The organism is Desulfurivibrio modestus (assembly GCF_044068625.1).
GTDB lineage: Bacteria > Desulfobacterota > Desulfobulbia > Desulfobulbales > Desulfurivibrionaceae > Desulfurivibrio.
This window is the reverse complement of record NZ_JBIPKH010000010.1, coordinates 25,978-40,865: the sequence shown is the minus strand read 5'-3', so window position 1 is coordinate 40,865 and position 14,888 is coordinate 25,978. Positions and strand designations below refer to the sequence as shown.

16 protein-coding genes are annotated in these 14,888 nt (G+C 64.4%); 6 read left to right on the top strand and 10 right to left on the bottom strand.

Going from position 1 to position 14,888, the window contains the following annotated elements; all coding sequences use genetic code 11:
- Positions 1-18: 18 nt before the first annotated feature.
- Positions 19-600 carry a YkgJ family cysteine cluster protein gene (locus tag ACHHRT_RS07850; RefSeq protein WP_395499201.1) on the top strand — a complete coding sequence of 194 codons (582 nt, stop codon included), beginning with the start codon at positions 19-21 and terminating at the stop codon, positions 598-600.
- 31 nt (positions 601-631) lie between these two features.
- On the opposite strand, the gene ACHHRT_RS07845 is transcribed toward ACHHRT_RS07850, so the two are convergent.
- The 7 genes from ACHHRT_RS07845 to ACHHRT_RS07815 all read right to left on the bottom strand — a co-directional run bounded on the left by ACHHRT_RS07845 (position 632) and on the right by ACHHRT_RS07815 (position 6,694).
- Positions 632-1,981: a class II 3-deoxy-7-phosphoheptulonate synthase gene (locus tag ACHHRT_RS07845; RefSeq protein ID WP_395499200.1), complete on the bottom strand. Its 1,350-nt coding sequence runs from the start codon at positions 1,979-1,981 to the stop codon at positions 632-634.
- 18 nt (positions 1,982-1,999) lie between these two features.
- Complete coding sequence (locus tag ACHHRT_RS07840; RefSeq protein ID WP_395499199.1) at positions 2,000-2,575, bottom strand: type I restriction enzyme HsdR N-terminal domain-containing protein; 576 nt, start codon at positions 2,573-2,575, stop codon at positions 2,000-2,002.
- A gap of 99 nt (positions 2,576-2,674) precedes the next feature.
- Positions 2,675-3,568: a dihydropteroate synthase gene (locus ACHHRT_RS07835; RefSeq protein WP_395499198.1), complete on the bottom strand. Its 894-nt coding sequence runs from the start codon at positions 3,566-3,568 to the stop codon at positions 2,675-2,677.
- A gap of 179 nt (positions 3,569-3,747) precedes the next feature.
- Entirely contained in the window at positions 3,748-4,452 is a 705-nt protein-coding gene (locus tag ACHHRT_RS07830) for a P-II family nitrogen regulator (protein WP_395499197.1), read from the bottom strand.
- On the bottom strand, positions 4,449-5,177 hold the full coding sequence (locus tag ACHHRT_RS07825; RefSeq protein ID WP_395499196.1) for a DUF1538 domain-containing protein: 729 nt from the start codon (positions 5,175-5,177) through the stop codon (positions 4,449-4,451). The genes ACHHRT_RS07830 and ACHHRT_RS07825 overlap by 4 nt, the downstream gene beginning before the upstream one ends.
- Positions 5,174-5,866, bottom strand: a complete 693-nt coding sequence (locus ACHHRT_RS07820) for a DUF1538 domain-containing protein (protein ID WP_395499194.1) — start codon at positions 5,864-5,866, stop codon at positions 5,174-5,176. The genes ACHHRT_RS07825 and ACHHRT_RS07820 overlap by 4 nt, the downstream gene beginning before the upstream one ends.
- A gap of 114 nt (positions 5,867-5,980) precedes the next feature.
- Positions 5,981-6,694: a DUF1722 domain-containing protein gene (locus ACHHRT_RS07815; RefSeq protein WP_395499193.1), complete on the bottom strand. Its 714-nt coding sequence runs from the start codon at positions 6,692-6,694 to the stop codon at positions 5,981-5,983.
- A 106-nt stretch (positions 6,695-6,800) separates the two neighbouring features.
- Here ACHHRT_RS07815 and ACHHRT_RS07810 point away from each other — a divergent pair, with 106 nt between their 5' ends.
- Positions 6,801-7,607: a DUF3786 domain-containing protein gene (locus ACHHRT_RS07810; protein ID WP_395499191.1), complete on the top strand. Its 807-nt coding sequence runs from the start codon at positions 6,801-6,803 to the stop codon at positions 7,605-7,607.
- Between the two features lie 9 nt (positions 7,608-7,616).
- Here the strand turns inward: ACHHRT_RS07810 and ACHHRT_RS07805 are convergent, their stop codons facing one another.
- From ACHHRT_RS07805 to ACHHRT_RS07795, 3 genes are read right to left on the bottom strand one after another with little or no spacing between them, the layout of a single operon-like run.
- Entirely contained in the window at positions 7,617-8,756 is a 1,140-nt protein-coding gene (locus tag ACHHRT_RS07805; RefSeq protein ID WP_395499190.1) for a SprT-like domain-containing protein, read from the bottom strand.
- Positions 8,753-9,577, bottom strand: coding sequence for a glycosyltransferase family protein (locus tag ACHHRT_RS07800; RefSeq protein ID WP_395499189.1), 825 nt, complete (start codon positions 9,575-9,577; stop codon positions 8,753-8,755). The genes ACHHRT_RS07805 and ACHHRT_RS07800 overlap by 4 nt, the downstream gene beginning before the upstream one ends.
- 24 nt (positions 9,578-9,601) lie before the next feature.
- A complete protein-coding gene (locus ACHHRT_RS07795) occupies positions 9,602-11,524 on the bottom strand; it encodes an ASKHA domain-containing protein (protein WP_395499188.1) in 1,923 nt (640 codons plus the stop codon).
- A 136-nt stretch (positions 11,525-11,660) separates the two neighbouring features.
- Here ACHHRT_RS07795 and ACHHRT_RS07790 point away from each other — a divergent pair, with 136 nt between their 5' ends.
- From ACHHRT_RS07790 to ACHHRT_RS07775, 4 genes are all read left to right on the top strand, one after another.
- Entirely contained in the window at positions 11,661-12,458 is a 798-nt protein-coding gene (locus tag ACHHRT_RS07790; protein WP_395499187.1) for a nitrilase-related carbon-nitrogen hydrolase, read from the top strand.
- Positions 12,459-12,635: 177 nt separating this feature from the next.
- On the top strand, positions 12,636-13,388 hold the full coding sequence (locus tag ACHHRT_RS07785; protein WP_395499186.1) for a FlgO family outer membrane protein: 753 nt from the start codon (positions 12,636-12,638) through the stop codon (positions 13,386-13,388).
- A 25-nt stretch (positions 13,389-13,413) separates the two neighbouring features.
- Entirely contained in the window at positions 13,414-14,304 is an 891-nt protein-coding gene (locus ACHHRT_RS07780) for a FlgO family outer membrane protein (RefSeq protein ID WP_395499184.1), read from the top strand.
- Positions 14,305-14,373: 69 nt separating this feature from the next.
- A complete protein-coding gene (locus ACHHRT_RS07775) occupies positions 14,374-14,886 on the top strand; it encodes a hypothetical protein (RefSeq protein WP_395499183.1) in 513 nt (170 codons plus the stop codon).
- Positions 14,887-14,888: the final 2 nt, after the last annotated feature.

The following is a 14,888-nucleotide window of genomic DNA, read 5'->3' as shown; positions in this document are numbered from 1 at the left end:
TTGGGTTAAAGTGGCCCGATGAACCAGATTGAAATCCCTCCCCTGGCCCCGGACCTGGCGGCCGCCCTGGCCGATCTTTACCGGCGGATGGAGGCGGCCTACGATATCGTGGCCCGGCAACTTGACTTCTCCTGCCGGGGCTGCAGCGATAACTGCTGCGACTCCTACTTCCTCCACCACACCAGAATCGAGTGGGCTTATCTGCGGGAGGGGCTGGGGCGGTTGTCCGCCGAGGAGCAGGAGCGGATTCGCCGGCGGGCGAAGGCGTACCGCCTGGGCGCCCAGGAGGCCCTGGCCGCCGGTGAGCGCCCGGCCCTGAACTGTCCCCTGCTGCAAGAGGACGGCCTTTGCGGGCTCTACCAGCATCGTTTGATGATCTGCCGGATGCATGGGGTGCCCTCCAGTCTCACCTTTCCCAATGGTCGGGTACAGCGTTTTCCCGGCTGCTTTCGCTGTCAGGAACTGACCGCCGGCCGCGCGGCCGCCCCCACCGTGGAGCGGGCCCCGCTGTTGCGGGAGCTGGCCCTGCTGGAGCAGCGCTTTGCCCCGGTCAGCCAGCCGCGGATCAAGATGACCATTGCCGATATGATCCTCGACTGAACCCCAAAGGCGGCGCCGGCCGCCGCTTGGCCTATTTTTCCCGCAGCAGCTCGGCGATCTGGAAGGCCAGCTCCAGGCTCTGCTCGGCATTGAGCCGGGGATCGCACATGGTCAGGTAGCGCTGGCTCAACTCCTGGTCCACGATATCCCGGCCGCCGCCCACACATTCGGTGACATCGGCCCCGGTCATCTCAAAATGGACGCCCCCGGGGACGGTGCCCTCCTGCCAGTGGATCTCGAAAAAGGCCCGGATCTCCTCCAGAATATTGATGAAATTACGGGTCTTGAGGCCGCTGGCCGAGGTGTAGGTGTTGCCGTGCATCGGGTCGCAGCTCCAGACCAGATTGAACCCTTCCCCTTTCAGGGCCCGGACCAGGGGGGTCAGGCCCTCGGCGATCTTTTTGATCCCGAACCGGGCGATGAGGGTCAGCTTGCCCGGTTCGTTCTCCGGGTTGAGGGCGTTCACCAGCCGTTTGACGTCATCGATATCGTGATTGGGCCCGATTTTAACCCCGATGGGGTTGTTGACCCCCCGTAAAAATTCGACATGGGCCCCATCCACCTGCCGGGTCCGTTCGCCGATCCAGAGCATATGGGCGGAACAGTCGTACCAGTTGCCGGTGGTGGAGTCCTGGCGGGTCAGGGCCTCCTCGTAACCCAGCAGCAGGGCCTCGTGGGAGGTGAAGAAACTGGCCTGGGTGAGCTGGGGCACGTTGGTGTCCAGGCCCACCACCCGCATGAAGTTGATCGCCTGGTCGATGTTGCGGGCCAGCTTGTCATACATCTGGCCCTGGGGCGAGCTTTTGACGAACTCGTTGTTCCAGGCATGGACCCGCTCCAGGGCGGCATAGCCGCCGGTGGTGAAGGCCCGCAGGATATTCATGGTGGCGCAGGCCAGGAAATAGCCCCTGACCATTCGCTGGGGGTCGGGGCGGCGGGCGGCGGGGGTGGCTTCACTGCTGTTGACCATATCTCCCCGGTAACTGGGCAGCTCCACCCCGTTGACCATTTCGGTGTCGGCGGAACGGGGCTTGGCGTACTGGCCGGCGATCCGGCCCACCTTGACCACCGGCTTGCCGCCGGCATAGCCCAGGATCACCGTCATCTGCAAGATCACCTTGAGCAGCTCCCGGACCACCGGGGCGGTGCAAAGCGAAAAACTTTCGGCGCAGTCGCCGCCCTGGAGCAGAAAGGCCTCGCCTTTGGCCGCCATGGCCAGTTGCCGCTTCAGGTCGCGGATCTCTCCGGCAAAGACCAGGGGGGGCAGTTCGGCGAGGGTGGCCAAGGCGGAGCGGTGCTCCTCCCGGTCGGGCCAGTTGGGTTGCTGCAGGGCGGTGAAGTTCTGCCAGCTGCTCTTGCTCCAGTTCGTTTTACCTGCCATGGTTTGACTCCCGTAATTTTAACCTTCTTTGGCGCCGGGCAGGGCGCAGGGGGCGCCGGCACAGCATATTTCAATGTCAAAGGCGTTGAGGATCCGCAACTCCGGTTCCCGTCTCTTTTCGGCCAGGGGGCTGAAGTCCAGGCCGGGCAGCTGGGCCGTCAGGGTGGCCCGGTCGGGAATGGCCTTTAGCCCCTGGCCCAGGACCCGGCCGCTTCGGCTCTCCAGCAACTCGGCATCCTCGCCGTTGCTGACCACGGCCAGGGGGATCACCTGGGTCGGGTCAAGAACCCGGGCGGCGGCCAGGGCCGGCCGCTCCCGAGTGACCAGTGAGCCGGGCCCGTAGCGGAGCAGCAGCAGGCGTTTGCCCGCGATTCTGATCACGAAATCGATTTTCGAGCTGACAAAGTTTCCGGCAAAGAGGGTCTCGATAATCAGCCGCGGTTCGATCTCGCTTTTGGCGAACCCCCTCTCCTCCACCAGCAGCCGGGCCAGCCGTTGGCGATAGCGTTCATCATCGGTGTCCACCAGGGACTCCCCGGTGAGGAAGTCGCGGAGATGGCCGTAAATCAGGTGATGGGAAGCAACATCGCTCATAAATGACCGCCGGAGCCGGGAAGCAGAAAAGGGAGGGGGCGGGCGTTGCGGCGCCTGCTCCCTCCCTTCTTCGGTGTCGTGGTTATTCCCAGGTTGGTTTTACAGTTCCAGCCACGACTCGGAGAAGACATTCTGCCCGGAGAGTACCTTGTAGGTTTTGTAGTGCTCCAGGGCGGTACCGCTGAGCCCGGCCGGATCGGGATCGTTGCCGTCCATCATTCCGTGCACCAGGTCAACCAGGTTCTGGCGCTCACCCTTGCAGATCGCCATCAGCTCGGCGTCGTAGGAGTTGACGATGGCGGTGGTGATCCCGTACTTCATCAGCATGATCAGGTAGGTCCGATCCAGATACTTGCGCAGGTGCTCGGCCACGCCGTTGGAGACGTTGGAGAGGCCAACGGTGGAACCGGCTCCGGGGGCGATATCCTGGAGCATGCTCATGAACTCCAGGCCGGAGTTGATCTGGTCGGCGCCCAGGGTGATGGGGGTGCCGATGGGATCAAAAAGCATTTTCTCGTTGGGGATCCCGGCCTCGGCCAGGGCCATCATCAGGTCCACCGCCATGGCGGCCCGCTCGTTGGAGTCCCGGGGCATGCCGTCGGGGCCCCAGAGCAGGGCGATGACGTTGCAGCCGGCTTCGGCGGCCACCGGGATCAGCTTCTGCATCCGTTCCGGCTGGGCCGAAATGGAGTTCATCAGGGCCGCTTCCCGGTTTTTGAGGGCTTTAAAGCCGGCGGCCATGGCGTCGGTGTTGGTGGTGTCCAGGCAGAGGGGCACGTCGGTGACCGCTTCCACGGTCTGGACCACCCAGGGCATCAGCTCGGTGCCGTCCTTGCGGGCCGGGCCGATATTGAGATCGAGGTAGGAGGCGCCGGCGGCCGCTTCTTCCTTGGCCATCTCCTGGATCGGGCCGGGGTTGCGCTCCTTCATCGCGCCACCGCTGCGCTTGCCCATGATATTGATGCTTTCGGCGATCGCCATTACTTTGGACATCGGTCCCTCCTTCTGATTTGGAAAAAATATGGTGAACGATTTGCCGGGAGACTCTTTGGGTCGGGTCCCGAATTTTTAACGATTGTGCCGGAATGAAAAGCAGATAACCGCAGGAAAATAGCCTTAAGCGGCCCTGATGTCAACCCGGAAGTAACCGGTTGGCGCCGAGGTCGGGATTTTTATTCCGGCGGGCGGGGCTGCTCTTCAGGAGGGGTGGGCTCCAGCCGCTTGCTGCCGGTGGTGCGCTCCACCGGCAGCACGAAGGCGATCCCCTTGCCCGGCTGGTCCAGGCAGCTGTCCTCGCGGATCGCCTGTAAAACCGCCTGGGTTTTGTCCCGGGCGATCAGGGTCAGGACCACCTCCTTTTCCGGTTCGATGGGAATGGAAAAGAGTTTGGCCTGTTCGTGAATCCCGGTGCCCCGGCCAAAGAGGATGGTGCCGCCTTCGGCCCCGGCCCGCTTGCTCGCTGCCACCACCGTTTCGGCGTTCCCCTTGTTGACCACCGTTATCACCAGTTCATAGCCGCTTTGTTGGTTCATGGCCTCTCTCTCCAGGCTGTCAAGTTCGCAGTAGTGGACGATACCGATCAGGTAGGGAACGTCGATGACGAAGGCGATCCCCTGGCCGGTTTCCAGCAGCTTGCCCGCCGCCACCACTTCTTCGAAGATGGGTTCGATGATTTTGCGGTTAAAGAGGGTCAGCACAATCTCTTTGTCCTGGTTGACCGGAATGCCGAAAAACTTTTTTTCGTAGATCCCGGTGCCCTTGCCCAGGAAGATGGTGCCCCCCTCGGCTCCGGCCCGCCGGGTGGCCTCGACCACCTTCTTGGCCTTGCCCTTCTGGACCACGCTGATCAGCAATTTGTGGCATGAAATAAGGCTCATGACTGCTCTCCTTGGCGGTGCCGATAGAGGATTCCCAGAATCAGCACCGAAATTATCGGGGCCAGGGCCACCAGGGCGATCATCCCGAAGCCGTCCAGCAGCGGATTTCGGCCCTCCATGGTGGCGGCGGCCCCCACCGAGATGGCCATGATAAAGGTCACGGTCATGGGGCCGGTGGCCACCCCGCCGGAATCAAAGGCGATGGCGGTGAAGGTTTTACTGGAGAAGCGGATCAGCAGCAGGGCCAAAAGATAGCCGGGGATGATGAAATACCACAGCGGTACCCCCAACAGAATCCGGGTCATGGAGAGGGCGATGGAGATGGCCACCCCGATGGAGAGGGCATAGAGCATGATCCGCTGGGGAATGGAGCCGCTGGAAGCCTTTTCCACCTCGATATTGAGAATCCGCACCGCCGGTTCGGCGAAGGTGGCGACAAAACCCAGCACAAAGCCGATGGGGATCAGTAGCCAGTTGTGGTCCATCGCGGCTAAAATTCCGCCCATCTCGGTGCCCACCGGGAAAAAACCGATCTTGACCCCCTGGAGAAAAAGGGCCAGCCCCAGGAAGGTGGGGATCAGCCCCTTGAGGATATTGAAAAACTGGGCCGGGGGTAGTCGGAGGATAAAGAACTGGAAGAAGAGGAAAAAGCCCAGCAGGGGCAGCAGGGCGATGCCCACCTCCAGCAGGACATGATCGAAGCCGGTAAAGATCTTGATGTTCATCCGTAGAAGATCCCCAACAGCATAACCGCCAGGATCGGGCCGATGGAGGCCAGGGCCACCAGGCCGAAGCCGTCGGTGGAGGCGTTTTTGCCGCCCAGCACCGAGGCCACCCCCACTCCCAGGGCCAGGATAAAGGGGACGGTCATGGGGCCGGTGGTTACCCCGCCGGCGTCAAAGGAAACCGGGACAAAGTGACCGGGGGTGAAGGCGGCCAGCAGGAAGACCAGGGCATAGCCCACCACCAGCAGCCAGGTGATGGAGATACTGAGGATGATTCGCAGCATGGCCAGGCCGACGAAAAAAGCCACCCCGATGGCCACCGTGTAGATCAGCAGGTTTTTGGAGATATCGCCGCCGGAAACCTGATCCACCTGCATGGCCAGTACCCGGACATCGGGTTCGGCCAGGGTGGCGGCAAAGCCCAGCAGCACCCCGAAAAAGACCACCAGCCAGGCCTTGCCCATCCGGGGCAGGGCGGCGCCGATCAACTCCCCGATGGGCAGCATCGCCACCTGGACCCCCCAGAGAAAGAGGGTCAGCCCCACCGAGACCATGGCCAGCCCCACCAGAAACTGGAGAAAGACGGGAAGCGGCAGCCAGATCAGGGTGAACTGGAGGAAGAAAACCACGGCGGTGATCGGCAGTACCGCCCAAAAAACCTCCTGTACGGTTTCTTTGATATCCTGCACGGCTCTTCCGCCTCGGCAATGAAAAGTGTTTTATGGGACAATTCCCGGCGAGTATAGCACAAAAGCGCGGCCGGGGAAACAGAACAGGGGCGCGGCGCCTCCCGGGAAAGCCGCTTATTGCCGGGGTTGCCGGTCCGGCCAGGCCGCCAGTTCGCCCAGGGCCGTGGATTCGATTAGATAGGTGATCCGGTGGGCCAGGGCCAGGTGCTGGATCTCCCGCAACAGGGTTGACGGGGCGAGGTGATTGATCCCGGAGCCCGAGAGCCGGGAGCAGGCGGCCACATAACCCCACATATGCTGAATCGCGTTGCGCAGATGCCCCGGTTCGGGGGGGCGGCGCAGCAGCTGAACCAGGCGGAGGGCCAGCTCCTCGCAGTCCTGGTCACCGTGGCCCACCGCCAGCTCGCGGCCGATCTGGCGGTAGGCCGCGGGATCCCGGGCCAGCACCGAATATTTGTGCTGGGCCCAGAGCTGCTGGCTGTTGCGGGGCAGGGGGATGCGGCCGGGGGGGCGATCCCGGTATTTGCCCGCCAGCAGCAGCAACTGTTCCCCGGGAGGATTGAGAAAAATTTCCGGCCACTGCCGGGGGTTGGCCCGCAGCCGTACCGGGGAGCGGTCCACGTAACCGCGCAGGGCCATCTCCGCCGCCAGCAGGCGGTGGCGCTGGCTCAGGGCCCAGCCATGCCCCCGCCAGCGCAGGGTTTCCGGATGCCGGGAATAGCCCGTTTTGCCATCTCTGAGAATGGCGACAATGCCGTGCAGCTCCCGATGCTCCCCCAGCAGACTGGCCCGATTGAGATATCCCGGATCAAGATCCCACACCCGCATCCCCGCTCCTCCCAAGGTTACCCCTTAACCCTACCGGGGGTGGAGGGGATGGTAAAGGGAAAAGCCGCGACTGGCGCCGGCCTGGCCCATCGGTTATCATGAGAAGATGAAGATCAACAACAATCCCCTACAACTGTACAAGCTGTTGCCGGGGGATAACTGCCGGCAATGCTATCTGCCCTCCTGCATGGCCTTTGCCGCCGCGGTTATTGCCGGCGAAAAACGGCTGACCGCCTGCCCCCGGCTGGAACCGGCGGTGCTGGCCCGCCTGGAGGCGGAGTTTTGCCCCCGCCGCAGTCTGGCCGATGAGCAGGCGGACCGGATCGGGGAGCTGCGCGAGCAGGTGGCCAAGCTGGATTTCGCCGCCCTGGCCCCCCGTCTTGGCGCGGTTTTGCGGGGGGAGAGCCTGGTGATCTCCTGTCTGGGCAAGGATTTCGTCATTGACCCGGCCGGCCGGCTCAGCTCGGAGTGCCACGTCAATCCCTGGGTTCAGTTGCCCCTGCTGCGTTATCTGCTGGTCTGCCAGGGAGCGGCGGAGCGGGGAGAGTGGCTGCCCATGGCGGAACTGGCCCAGGGGGCGGCGGTGGCGCCGCTGTTTGCCAAGCGCTGCGAAGAGCCGCTCCGGCAGTTGGCCGATCGCTTTGGCGAGGATTTTTTTGAACTGCTGGGGATGTTCAAGGCGGAGGTGCAGGGAGAACCCGGCGGGGAGCGGGTCGCGCTTTTACGCCCCCTGCCCCGGGTCCCTTTCCGTTTGGCCTACCAGCCGCCGGAGGATGGGCTGGATTCCACCCTGCGGATCACCTTCGATCGCAGCGCCGAGCGGAACGCCACCCCGGAGATGCTGCACTTTCTGGCCAGCGGCGTGGCCGAGATGTGTGAAAAAATTCTGCAGTGCCTCTGCCACCCGGGATAAATCCCGCCCTCAGCCCAGCAACCGGCCCCGGTTGCTGGGCGGCTGCCGGACCACCTGGTGGATGGTGAGGCGGCGTCCCTCCTCTTTGCCGGCCCGGTAGCTGCTGTCGTAAAGGCGGACCCCCCTTCCGCGGGAGCGGCGCAGCCGGGGATAACGCTGATCGTGAAACCGCCGCAGCCCGCCATCGGCGGCGCAGATCAGTTGACTGCAGGTCGGGGGGGCGGCTGCCCCTGCTCCGGTGGTGCGGGTTTGCTTGGCCGCCCCCTGCTCTTGCCCCCGCAGCTTTTCCCGCAGTCCGTTGAGGATTCCCAGGTAGTAGGAGTTCCTTTCCCGGCCGCTCACCCGCCCAGGGTTGGTTTGCCGGAAATCGGCCCACAGCCGCTCCAGTTGTTTTTCCAGGAAGTGGTACACATGTTCGGCCACCACCAGATTCTCTTTACTCCCCAGCAGTTCCAGGACCCGGTGCTGGCGGTCGGCAGTCGGCTGATATAGCTGATAGCTTACCGTTTTAACGTAGAAAAAATCGCTCAGGATGGCGGCCAGATGGTTGTGGTGGGCCGCCCGCCGCTGCCGGCCGCTGTCGATCACCAGGTAGTCGTAGTGGTCGAGGGGGGGCGGGTCGGCCGCGGGGCTCAGCCGTTGCAGGTTGTGTTTGCGCATCAGCTCCCCGGCCTTGGCCATGGCCAGGGCGGCTTCATGTTCGTTGGCGCTGGCGGCCAGGGCCAGTAATTTTTCCACTCGGACCGTGATCGGCGGGGCCGGGCTGGTGGCGGCGGTCGGCGGCGGCAGCTCCCCCTGGGCCCGGCGCAGGGCGGGGTGGACCCCCAGGAGCTGGCAGGCCCGTTGAAAGTTGGGGCCATGGGGCGCTTCCTGGGGGGTGGGAAAATAGTGGGAGACGTACTGGTGGCAGATCTCGTGCTTGAGGACCTCCAGGACCAGATCCCAGCTTTGCTCCCGGATCAGGTTCGCGGCGATGGTGATGATGCCCGGTTCCGGATCCGGCCTCCAGGAGCCGGCCCGGCTGTTGCCGTGGCCGATCTCAAACAGCGGGGTCGGCAGGGCGATCCGGTAGTAATGGCAAAGGTTTTGATGCTCCCGGACCAGTTGCCGCTGCCAGGCCTGGAGCAGGAAGGTCGCTTCCCGGTTCACAGGCGCCACCATTTTTTGAGCAGCAGACGGGTGGCGTCGGCCAGGTGGCCCGGTTGGGGTCGGGTCAGCAGATAGTCGGGGCGGTGGCGTTCCGGTTCACCCTCCCGGGCCACCGCTCCGGCCAGGTAGTGGCAGTGCCAGCCCAGGCCCAGGGCTCGGCGACAGTAGTCGGCATCGGCGTAGAGGGTGTGGAAGCCCTCGTCGAAAAAACCGACCTCCTCCCAGGCCGCCCGGCGGATCAACAGGGCCCGGCCGCTGAGAAACTCCCGGGGAGCCTGGTTTAGTACCGGCGGCTGATCGGCATAACAGTGCCGCTTGAGGATGGGGCCGCCCAGGCCGCTTTGCCCCAGCAGGGTGTGGAGCAGCAGGATGGTGGTCAGGCCGGGCAGGCGGCGGGCCGAGGGGAGCGGATGGCCGGCCCGGTCCACCAACCGGGGGGCGGCCAAGGCGGTTTCGGTCTCTTCGTCGAGGAATTCGACCAGGGTTTGCAGGCAGCCGGCCAGGGGGTGGACCCGGCTGGACCAGGGGGCCAGGTAACGCCCCTGGGCTCGGGTCAGGGCGGGGTTGAGCCGCCGTCCCCAGCTGCTCGCGCCCGGTTGCTCCTGGTCGGGTTCAAGCAAAACCAACTGGGGAAAATCGAGCCGCAGGTCGCGGCAAAGGGGGGAGGCGGGATTGACGGGGCTGCCCGCCACCAGCACTTCGTAGGCCACCGGCCCGGAATGCTGCTCGACCGCCTCCAGAAAGCCGCGCAGCTTCTCGAGTTCCAGGGGGCCGCTGAGGCAGAAGGAGATGTCGAACTCGATTTCCATCCATCCATCCATCCATCCATCCGGCCGGACGGCCGGCTATCCGGCCAGCTTTTCCTTTACGGTGGGAAAGAGGCTCATGTCGGTGTGGGGCAGGAAGAGGGCGGCCATGTAATGGTCCATGAAACGGGCGTTTTCCGCCAGCTCCAGGTTGGTGATCAGCGAACTTACCTGCATCCGCTCCCGGAAACGGGCGTTGTCGGTGAGGCTGATCCGGCAGCCCAGCATCGAGGCGTTGCCCAGGTAGTAGAAGCGTTCCCGCTGGATATCGGGCAGCAGCCCGATGCTGATCGCCCGTTCCAGGTCGATATAGGCCCCGAAGTTGCCGGCCAGAATCACCCGCTCCAGGTCGGTAAAGGTCATTCCCACCGACTCCAGCAGGGTCAGATAACCGGCGTACATCGCTCCCTTGGCCCGGATCAGGTTGTCCAGATCCACCTCGGTGATCACGATATCTTCACCCATCAGGGCGTCTTTACCCCAGGCCAGCACATACTCCCAGCCATCCTCCCCCTCCCGGATGCGGGGGTGTTCGAGCTGGCGCTTGAACTTGCCCTGCTGGTCGATCACCCTGGCCTCCAGCAACTCGGAAACGATGGAGATCAGGCCGGAACCGCAGATGCCGCAAGGCTTGATCCGGTCGATGGTGATGATCATCGGCTCCAGGGTCTGGGGGTGGATATGGAAGTTCTCGATGGCCCCGGAGTTGGCCCGCATCCCGTGGCGAATGCCGCCACCCTCGAAGGCGGGGCCGGCCGAGCAGGCGGCGCAGACCATCCACTCCTCGTTGCCCACCACGATCTCGCCGTTGGTGCCGATATCGATGAACAGGGTCAGCTCGGGACTCTTGTACATCCGGCAGGCATGCACCCCGGCGATGATGTCGCCGCCCACGTAGCTGGCCACCGCCGGATAGAGAAAGAGCCGGACCGAAGGGTGGGCCTGGATCCCCAGCTGGGCGGCCCGGGTCAGGGGGAACTGGCTGCAGGTGGGGACGTAGGGGGACTCCCGGATAAATTTGGGGTTGAGTCCCAGCAGCAGGTGGCTCATGATGGTGTTACCCGCCGCCATGATGTAGCTGATGTCGCTGGGGTTGATGATTACCGTTTTGCAGACGGTTTCGATGATGGTGTTGATGGTCCGCACCACCTTGTCCTGGAGGATGCGCAGCCCGCCGGGCCGCTGGGAATAGACGATCCGGGAGATCACGTCCTCCCCGTAGGCGATCTGATCGTTGTAGGCCGAAGCCTCGGCGATCACCTTGCCGTTGCCCAGGTCGATCAGCACGCCGCAGACCGTGGTGGTGCCGATATCCACCGCCAGGCCGTAAAGCTTGTCGGTGGTGTTGCCCGGCTCCACCGCGATGATCCGATCGGGCTCCTCGGCCCGGCGACCCTTGAGCAGGATCACGGTGATCTCCCAGTTGGCCTCCCGCAGGGTAAAGGGCAGCTCCATCAGCAACTCGGGGTGATCGTAGGTGGGGTCCTTGCAGTCGTGGCAGCGCTGGCGGATGGCCCGCATCAGCCGCTGGAGGTCGGGAATGTTATCCTCCATGCCGGGAGGATCGAGTTTTAAAAAGCGTTTTTCCACCGGCGGGTCCACCTGCCAGGTGCCGATCAGGTCGTCCAGGGAGCGGGCCGAGATCGCCCGGGTGGTCACCGGCTTGCGCTTCAGCGCCTTGCCGTCCTTGCCGGTGGTTTCGGGAATCCGGACGGTAAGATCGCCCTTGACGCTGCTCTGGCAGGCCAGCCGGATTCCGGCGGCGTACTCTTTGTCCTTGAGCCGGGCCTTGCCGGAGACCACCTCGCCGGACTCGATCTGGACCTTGCATTTACCGCAAACCCCGTCCCCGCCGCAATAGGCGTTGATATAGACCCCGGCCTTGGCGGCGGCGGCCAGCAGATTTTCTCCCTCTTCAACCTCGATGGAGACCTGATCCGGTAGAAATTTTATCGTTTTCATGGTTGAGCAAAATAGCAGGATTCCCGGCGCTGTCAAGGGTGGAGAGGGGGACGGAAAGCGCTTGCCCGGCGTGATCCCCGCTGGTTATGCTGGGGAGGTGGGGGAGAGGATTAAAACCAGTAAGGAGGATAATCTGATGGCCATAAGTGAACCAAGCCCCGCCGCCTGGCCGGCCCAGGCGGTTTGTCTGCAGTTTTCGGTGCGGTTTGGCGACCCGGAGGCCAATCTGGCCGTGGTGCGGCGGCGGCTGGCCGAGCTGGCCCCGGCCGCTTCCGCCCTGGTGGTGCTGCCGGAACTGTGGGGCGGCGGTTTTGCCTATGAGCGCCTTAAGGAGCAGGCGGCCCTCACCCCGGGGCTGCTGGCGGCCCTGGAGGAGGAAGCCCGCCGTTATCAAGTCTGCCTGGCCGGCAGCCTGCCCGAAGCGGTGGCCAGGGGCCGGGAAAAAGATTTTTACAACAGCCTCTACCTGGTGACCCCCGCCGGAGTGGTGGGCCCTTACCGCAAACAGCGCCTTTTCGCCCCCATGGAGGAGGAGCGTTACTTTCGGCCGGGGCCGGTGGCTTCCCCCCTGGCCGCCCCCTGGGGGCCGCTGGCCGCCCTGGTCTGCTTCGACTTGCGTTTTCCCGAGCTGGCCGGCGGTCAGGTGGACCAGGGCGCCGAGCTGCTGGTGGTCGCGGCCCAGTGGCCCGCGGCCCGCCGGGAACATTGGCGGATTCTCCTGCAAGCCCGGGCCATCGAGAATCAGGTTTTCGTGGTGGCCTGCAACACCTGTGGTCTGGTGGGGGGCACCGATTTTGCCGGCAGCTCTCTGATCATCGCCCCCGATGGCGTTATTCTGGCCGAGGCCGGCCCGGGGGAGGAGAGCCTGGTCGCCCCCCTGGACTTTGCCAGGCTGGTCGAGGCCCGCCGGCTTTTCCGAACCCGCCGCCGGTGACTTCACCTTTTTTCTTAAGAAAATCAGGCCGACGACCGATGATTGAGACAGACCGGAGTATGGGATCTGGCCGGCCAACCCCGTTTGACGGGGTTGGTCCGGGAGAATAATGGAGCCGCCCCGGCCCCGTTGCAGGGCGGGCGGTCGTTGGTTTATCCAGCCGAGGAAAGGATCGCGATGGGAACGGATAGGGAACGCGGAGGCCATGGCCTCCGGATATTGGGGCGCGGTCTGGCGTGGTCCCTGGTTGCCGCCCTGCTGGCGGGCGGTTGTTTTTTTCCCCCGTCGGCGGCGGCTTTTATCTGGCCCTTCAGCAAGCAGCAGCCGGCGGAGCCGGAGCCGACTCCTCCGTCGGTGGCGACGGCGCAAATCCCGCAACTGTTGCCGGAAGAGGAGGCCGGGCCGGTGGTCAACGAGGCCCTGCTGCTGGCTCGCCAGATCAGTCTGATCGGCGAAGAGCTGTTTGCCGGGCTGGGGGGAGGGGAAGAGGTGGCTGGCGGCTTGCGGGAGGGGGTGATCGTCCTCTCCTTCGTGGACCAGAAGCAGCTTACCCGGACCACCTCCTTCGGCCGCCATCTGGCCGAGCAGTTGATGAACGAACTGCAGCGGCGGCAGGTGCCGGTGGTGGAGTTGCGCAAGAGTAAAGAGGTGCGGGTCCAGGAGCGGGGGGGCGAGTATGGCCTTTCCCGTAATCCGGCGGAGATCGCGGACCGGGTTGCCGCCGGGGCCATGCTGACCGGCACCTATACCATCACCGCCGGGCAGGTGATGGTCAACGCCCGGATTATCGACAACCGCAGCGCCCTGCTGCTGGCCGCCGCCACCGTTGTTATTCCCCGGACCGCCGTGGTGAACGACCTCTTGGCCGACCCGGTCAGCGGGCCGGCCCCGGCCGCCGAACCGATGTATATGAAGCGCCTGGAGCTTTAATGATCGCATGTCAGGGAGGAAAGAGATGAAAAGAGGATTGATGCTCCGGTTGGGCTGTTACGGCCTGGGCCTGCTGTTGCTGGTCGGCCTGCTGAGCGCCTGCGCCGGAACCAGGTCGGCCGGCAAAGAGCCGCCGGCCCCGGTGGTCGAGGCCGTCCAGGAGGAGGCGCAGACCAAGGAGGTTCTGGCCGCCGCTCCCGCTGCCGTTGCCTCCGAAGCCCCGGTCGCCCCGCCGAGCCCCCCCGCCAAAGTGGGGCCGGCGACCCCGCCACCCCTTCCGGTCCTTTCTTCCTCGGGGGCTCCGGCGCTGGAGGCCCGGCCTTCGGGGGTGGCCCCGGCGGTTGGGGCCGAGGAGATCTTTCCCTATCCGCCCCGTTTTTTACGGGATGATGGTGGTGAGGGGTGGGCTCGCGCTTCCGGCCTGGAAACCCTGTTGGCGGAAATTTCCCGGGAGGTGGCGGGCAAGGTTTACTACGACCTGCGGGAGCGGGAGCGGGGGAGTCTATCCCCCCGGTTGGCGGTGGTGGTGGCGGTTCCCCTCTCCGATCTCAAGCGGGAGAGCGAATTCGGCCGGGTGCTGGCCGAATACCTCCTCACCGACCTGGCCGATCGCGGCCTGACCGTGACTGAACTGCGTCTGGGCCGGGAGATCCATATCATCCCCCAAACCGGAGAATTTATTCTCTCCCGGAATATCGGCGAGCTGGCCAGCAATCAGCAGGAACTTGACTACGTGGTGGTCAGCACCTATTCCAACACCCGCCGCACCCTGATGGTGCATGGCCGGCTGGTGGACCCCAAAAACGGTCAGATCCGCAGCAGCTGGCGTCACACTCTGCCGTTGAACCGGGAGCTGCTGGGGCTTTTCCAGGAAGCGGAGGGGCCGTTTACCATCTCGGTGCGGGGCATTCTTTGAAGCCTTGGGCGACGGACCAGGCGGAATGAAAGTTTTTGAGCATTCAAGAGGGGGCGAGGGCTGGAGAAGATGAAAAAGCATAGTTTGGCCGCAGGAAATTTACCGCTGGTGGTTCTGTTGCTCCTGGCGCTGGGAGGTTGGGGGCAGACGCCGGCCTTTGCCCGGGAGGTTACTCCGCCCGCAGCCCAGGCCCCCGGCGGCTACAGCTCACTCTCCGAGCTGGTGGTCCTGCTTGGCCGGGATGCCGCCGGTCAGTTCAGCGGTTTTTTCGACCCCGGCCCGGTGCGGGTGGAGCCCTTTCCGGTACTCGGCGAGTTTCCTGCCCGGCGGATAAGCGTGTTGGGGGCCACCCTGGCCGACCAGATGGTGGCGACCATCAACGCCATCCCGGGGAGTGAACCCGGCGAAGAGCCGGTGGGGGAGCAGGTGCTGCGGGGGGTGATCCAGGAGATTGACGGCTATCTGCGGGTCCATCTCAGCGGCCGGAACGGCCGGGGCGAATGGCGCTCCTATGTGGCCAACGTCGAGATGTCCGTGGCTGTTTACCGGGCTCTGCACACCTACGTTTCCTATGAGCGTTGATC

Bases quoted from the DNA above. Each gene is read 5' to 3' on its own strand.
- ACHHRT_RS07785 (WP_395499186.1), top strand. From the start codon at position 12,636: ATGGGAACGGATAGGGAACGCGGAGGCCATGGCCTCCGGATATTGGGG.
- ACHHRT_RS07830 (WP_395499197.1), bottom strand. From the start codon at position 4,452: ATGAGCCTTATTTCATGCCACAAATTGCTGATCAGCGTGGTCCAGAAG.
- ACHHRT_RS07840 (WP_395499199.1), bottom strand. From the start codon at position 2,575: ATGAGCGATGTTGCTTCCCATCACCTGATTTACGGCCATCTCCGCGAC.
- ACHHRT_RS07810 (WP_395499191.1), top strand. From the start codon at position 6,801: ATGAAGATCAACAACAATCCCCTACAACTGTACAAGCTGTTGCCGGGG.
- ACHHRT_RS07835 (WP_395499198.1), bottom strand. From the start codon at position 3,568: ATGTCCAAAGTAATGGCGATCGCCGAAAGCATCAATATCATGGGCAAG.
- ACHHRT_RS07850 (WP_395499201.1), top strand. From the start codon at position 19: ATGAACCAGATTGAAATCCCTCCCCTGGCCCCGGACCTGGCGGCCGCC.
- ACHHRT_RS07790 (WP_395499187.1), top strand. From the start codon at position 11,661: ATGGCCATAAGTGAACCAAGCCCCGCCGCCTGGCCGGCCCAGGCGGTT.
- ACHHRT_RS07780 (WP_395499184.1), top strand. From the start codon at position 13,414: ATGAAAAGAGGATTGATGCTCCGGTTGGGCTGTTACGGCCTGGGCCTG.
- ACHHRT_RS07775 (WP_395499183.1), top strand. From the start codon at position 14,374: ATGAAAAAGCATAGTTTGGCCGCAGGAAATTTACCGCTGGTGGTTCTG.
- ACHHRT_RS07795 (WP_395499188.1), bottom strand. From the start codon at position 11,524: ATGAAAACGATAAAATTTCTACCGGATCAGGTCTCCATCGAGGTTGAA.
- ACHHRT_RS07845 (WP_395499200.1), bottom strand. From the start codon at position 1,981: ATGGCAGGTAAAACGAACTGGAGCAAGAGCAGCTGGCAGAACTTCACC.
- ACHHRT_RS07815 (WP_395499193.1), bottom strand. From the start codon at position 6,694: ATGCGGGTGTGGGATCTTGATCCGGGATATCTCAATCGGGCCAGTCTG.
- ACHHRT_RS07800 (WP_395499189.1), bottom strand. From the start codon at position 9,577: ATGGATGGATGGATGGAAATCGAGTTCGACATCTCCTTCTGCCTCAGC.
- ACHHRT_RS07825 (WP_395499196.1), bottom strand. From the start codon at position 5,177: ATGAACATCAAGATCTTTACCGGCTTCGATCATGTCCTGCTGGAGGTG.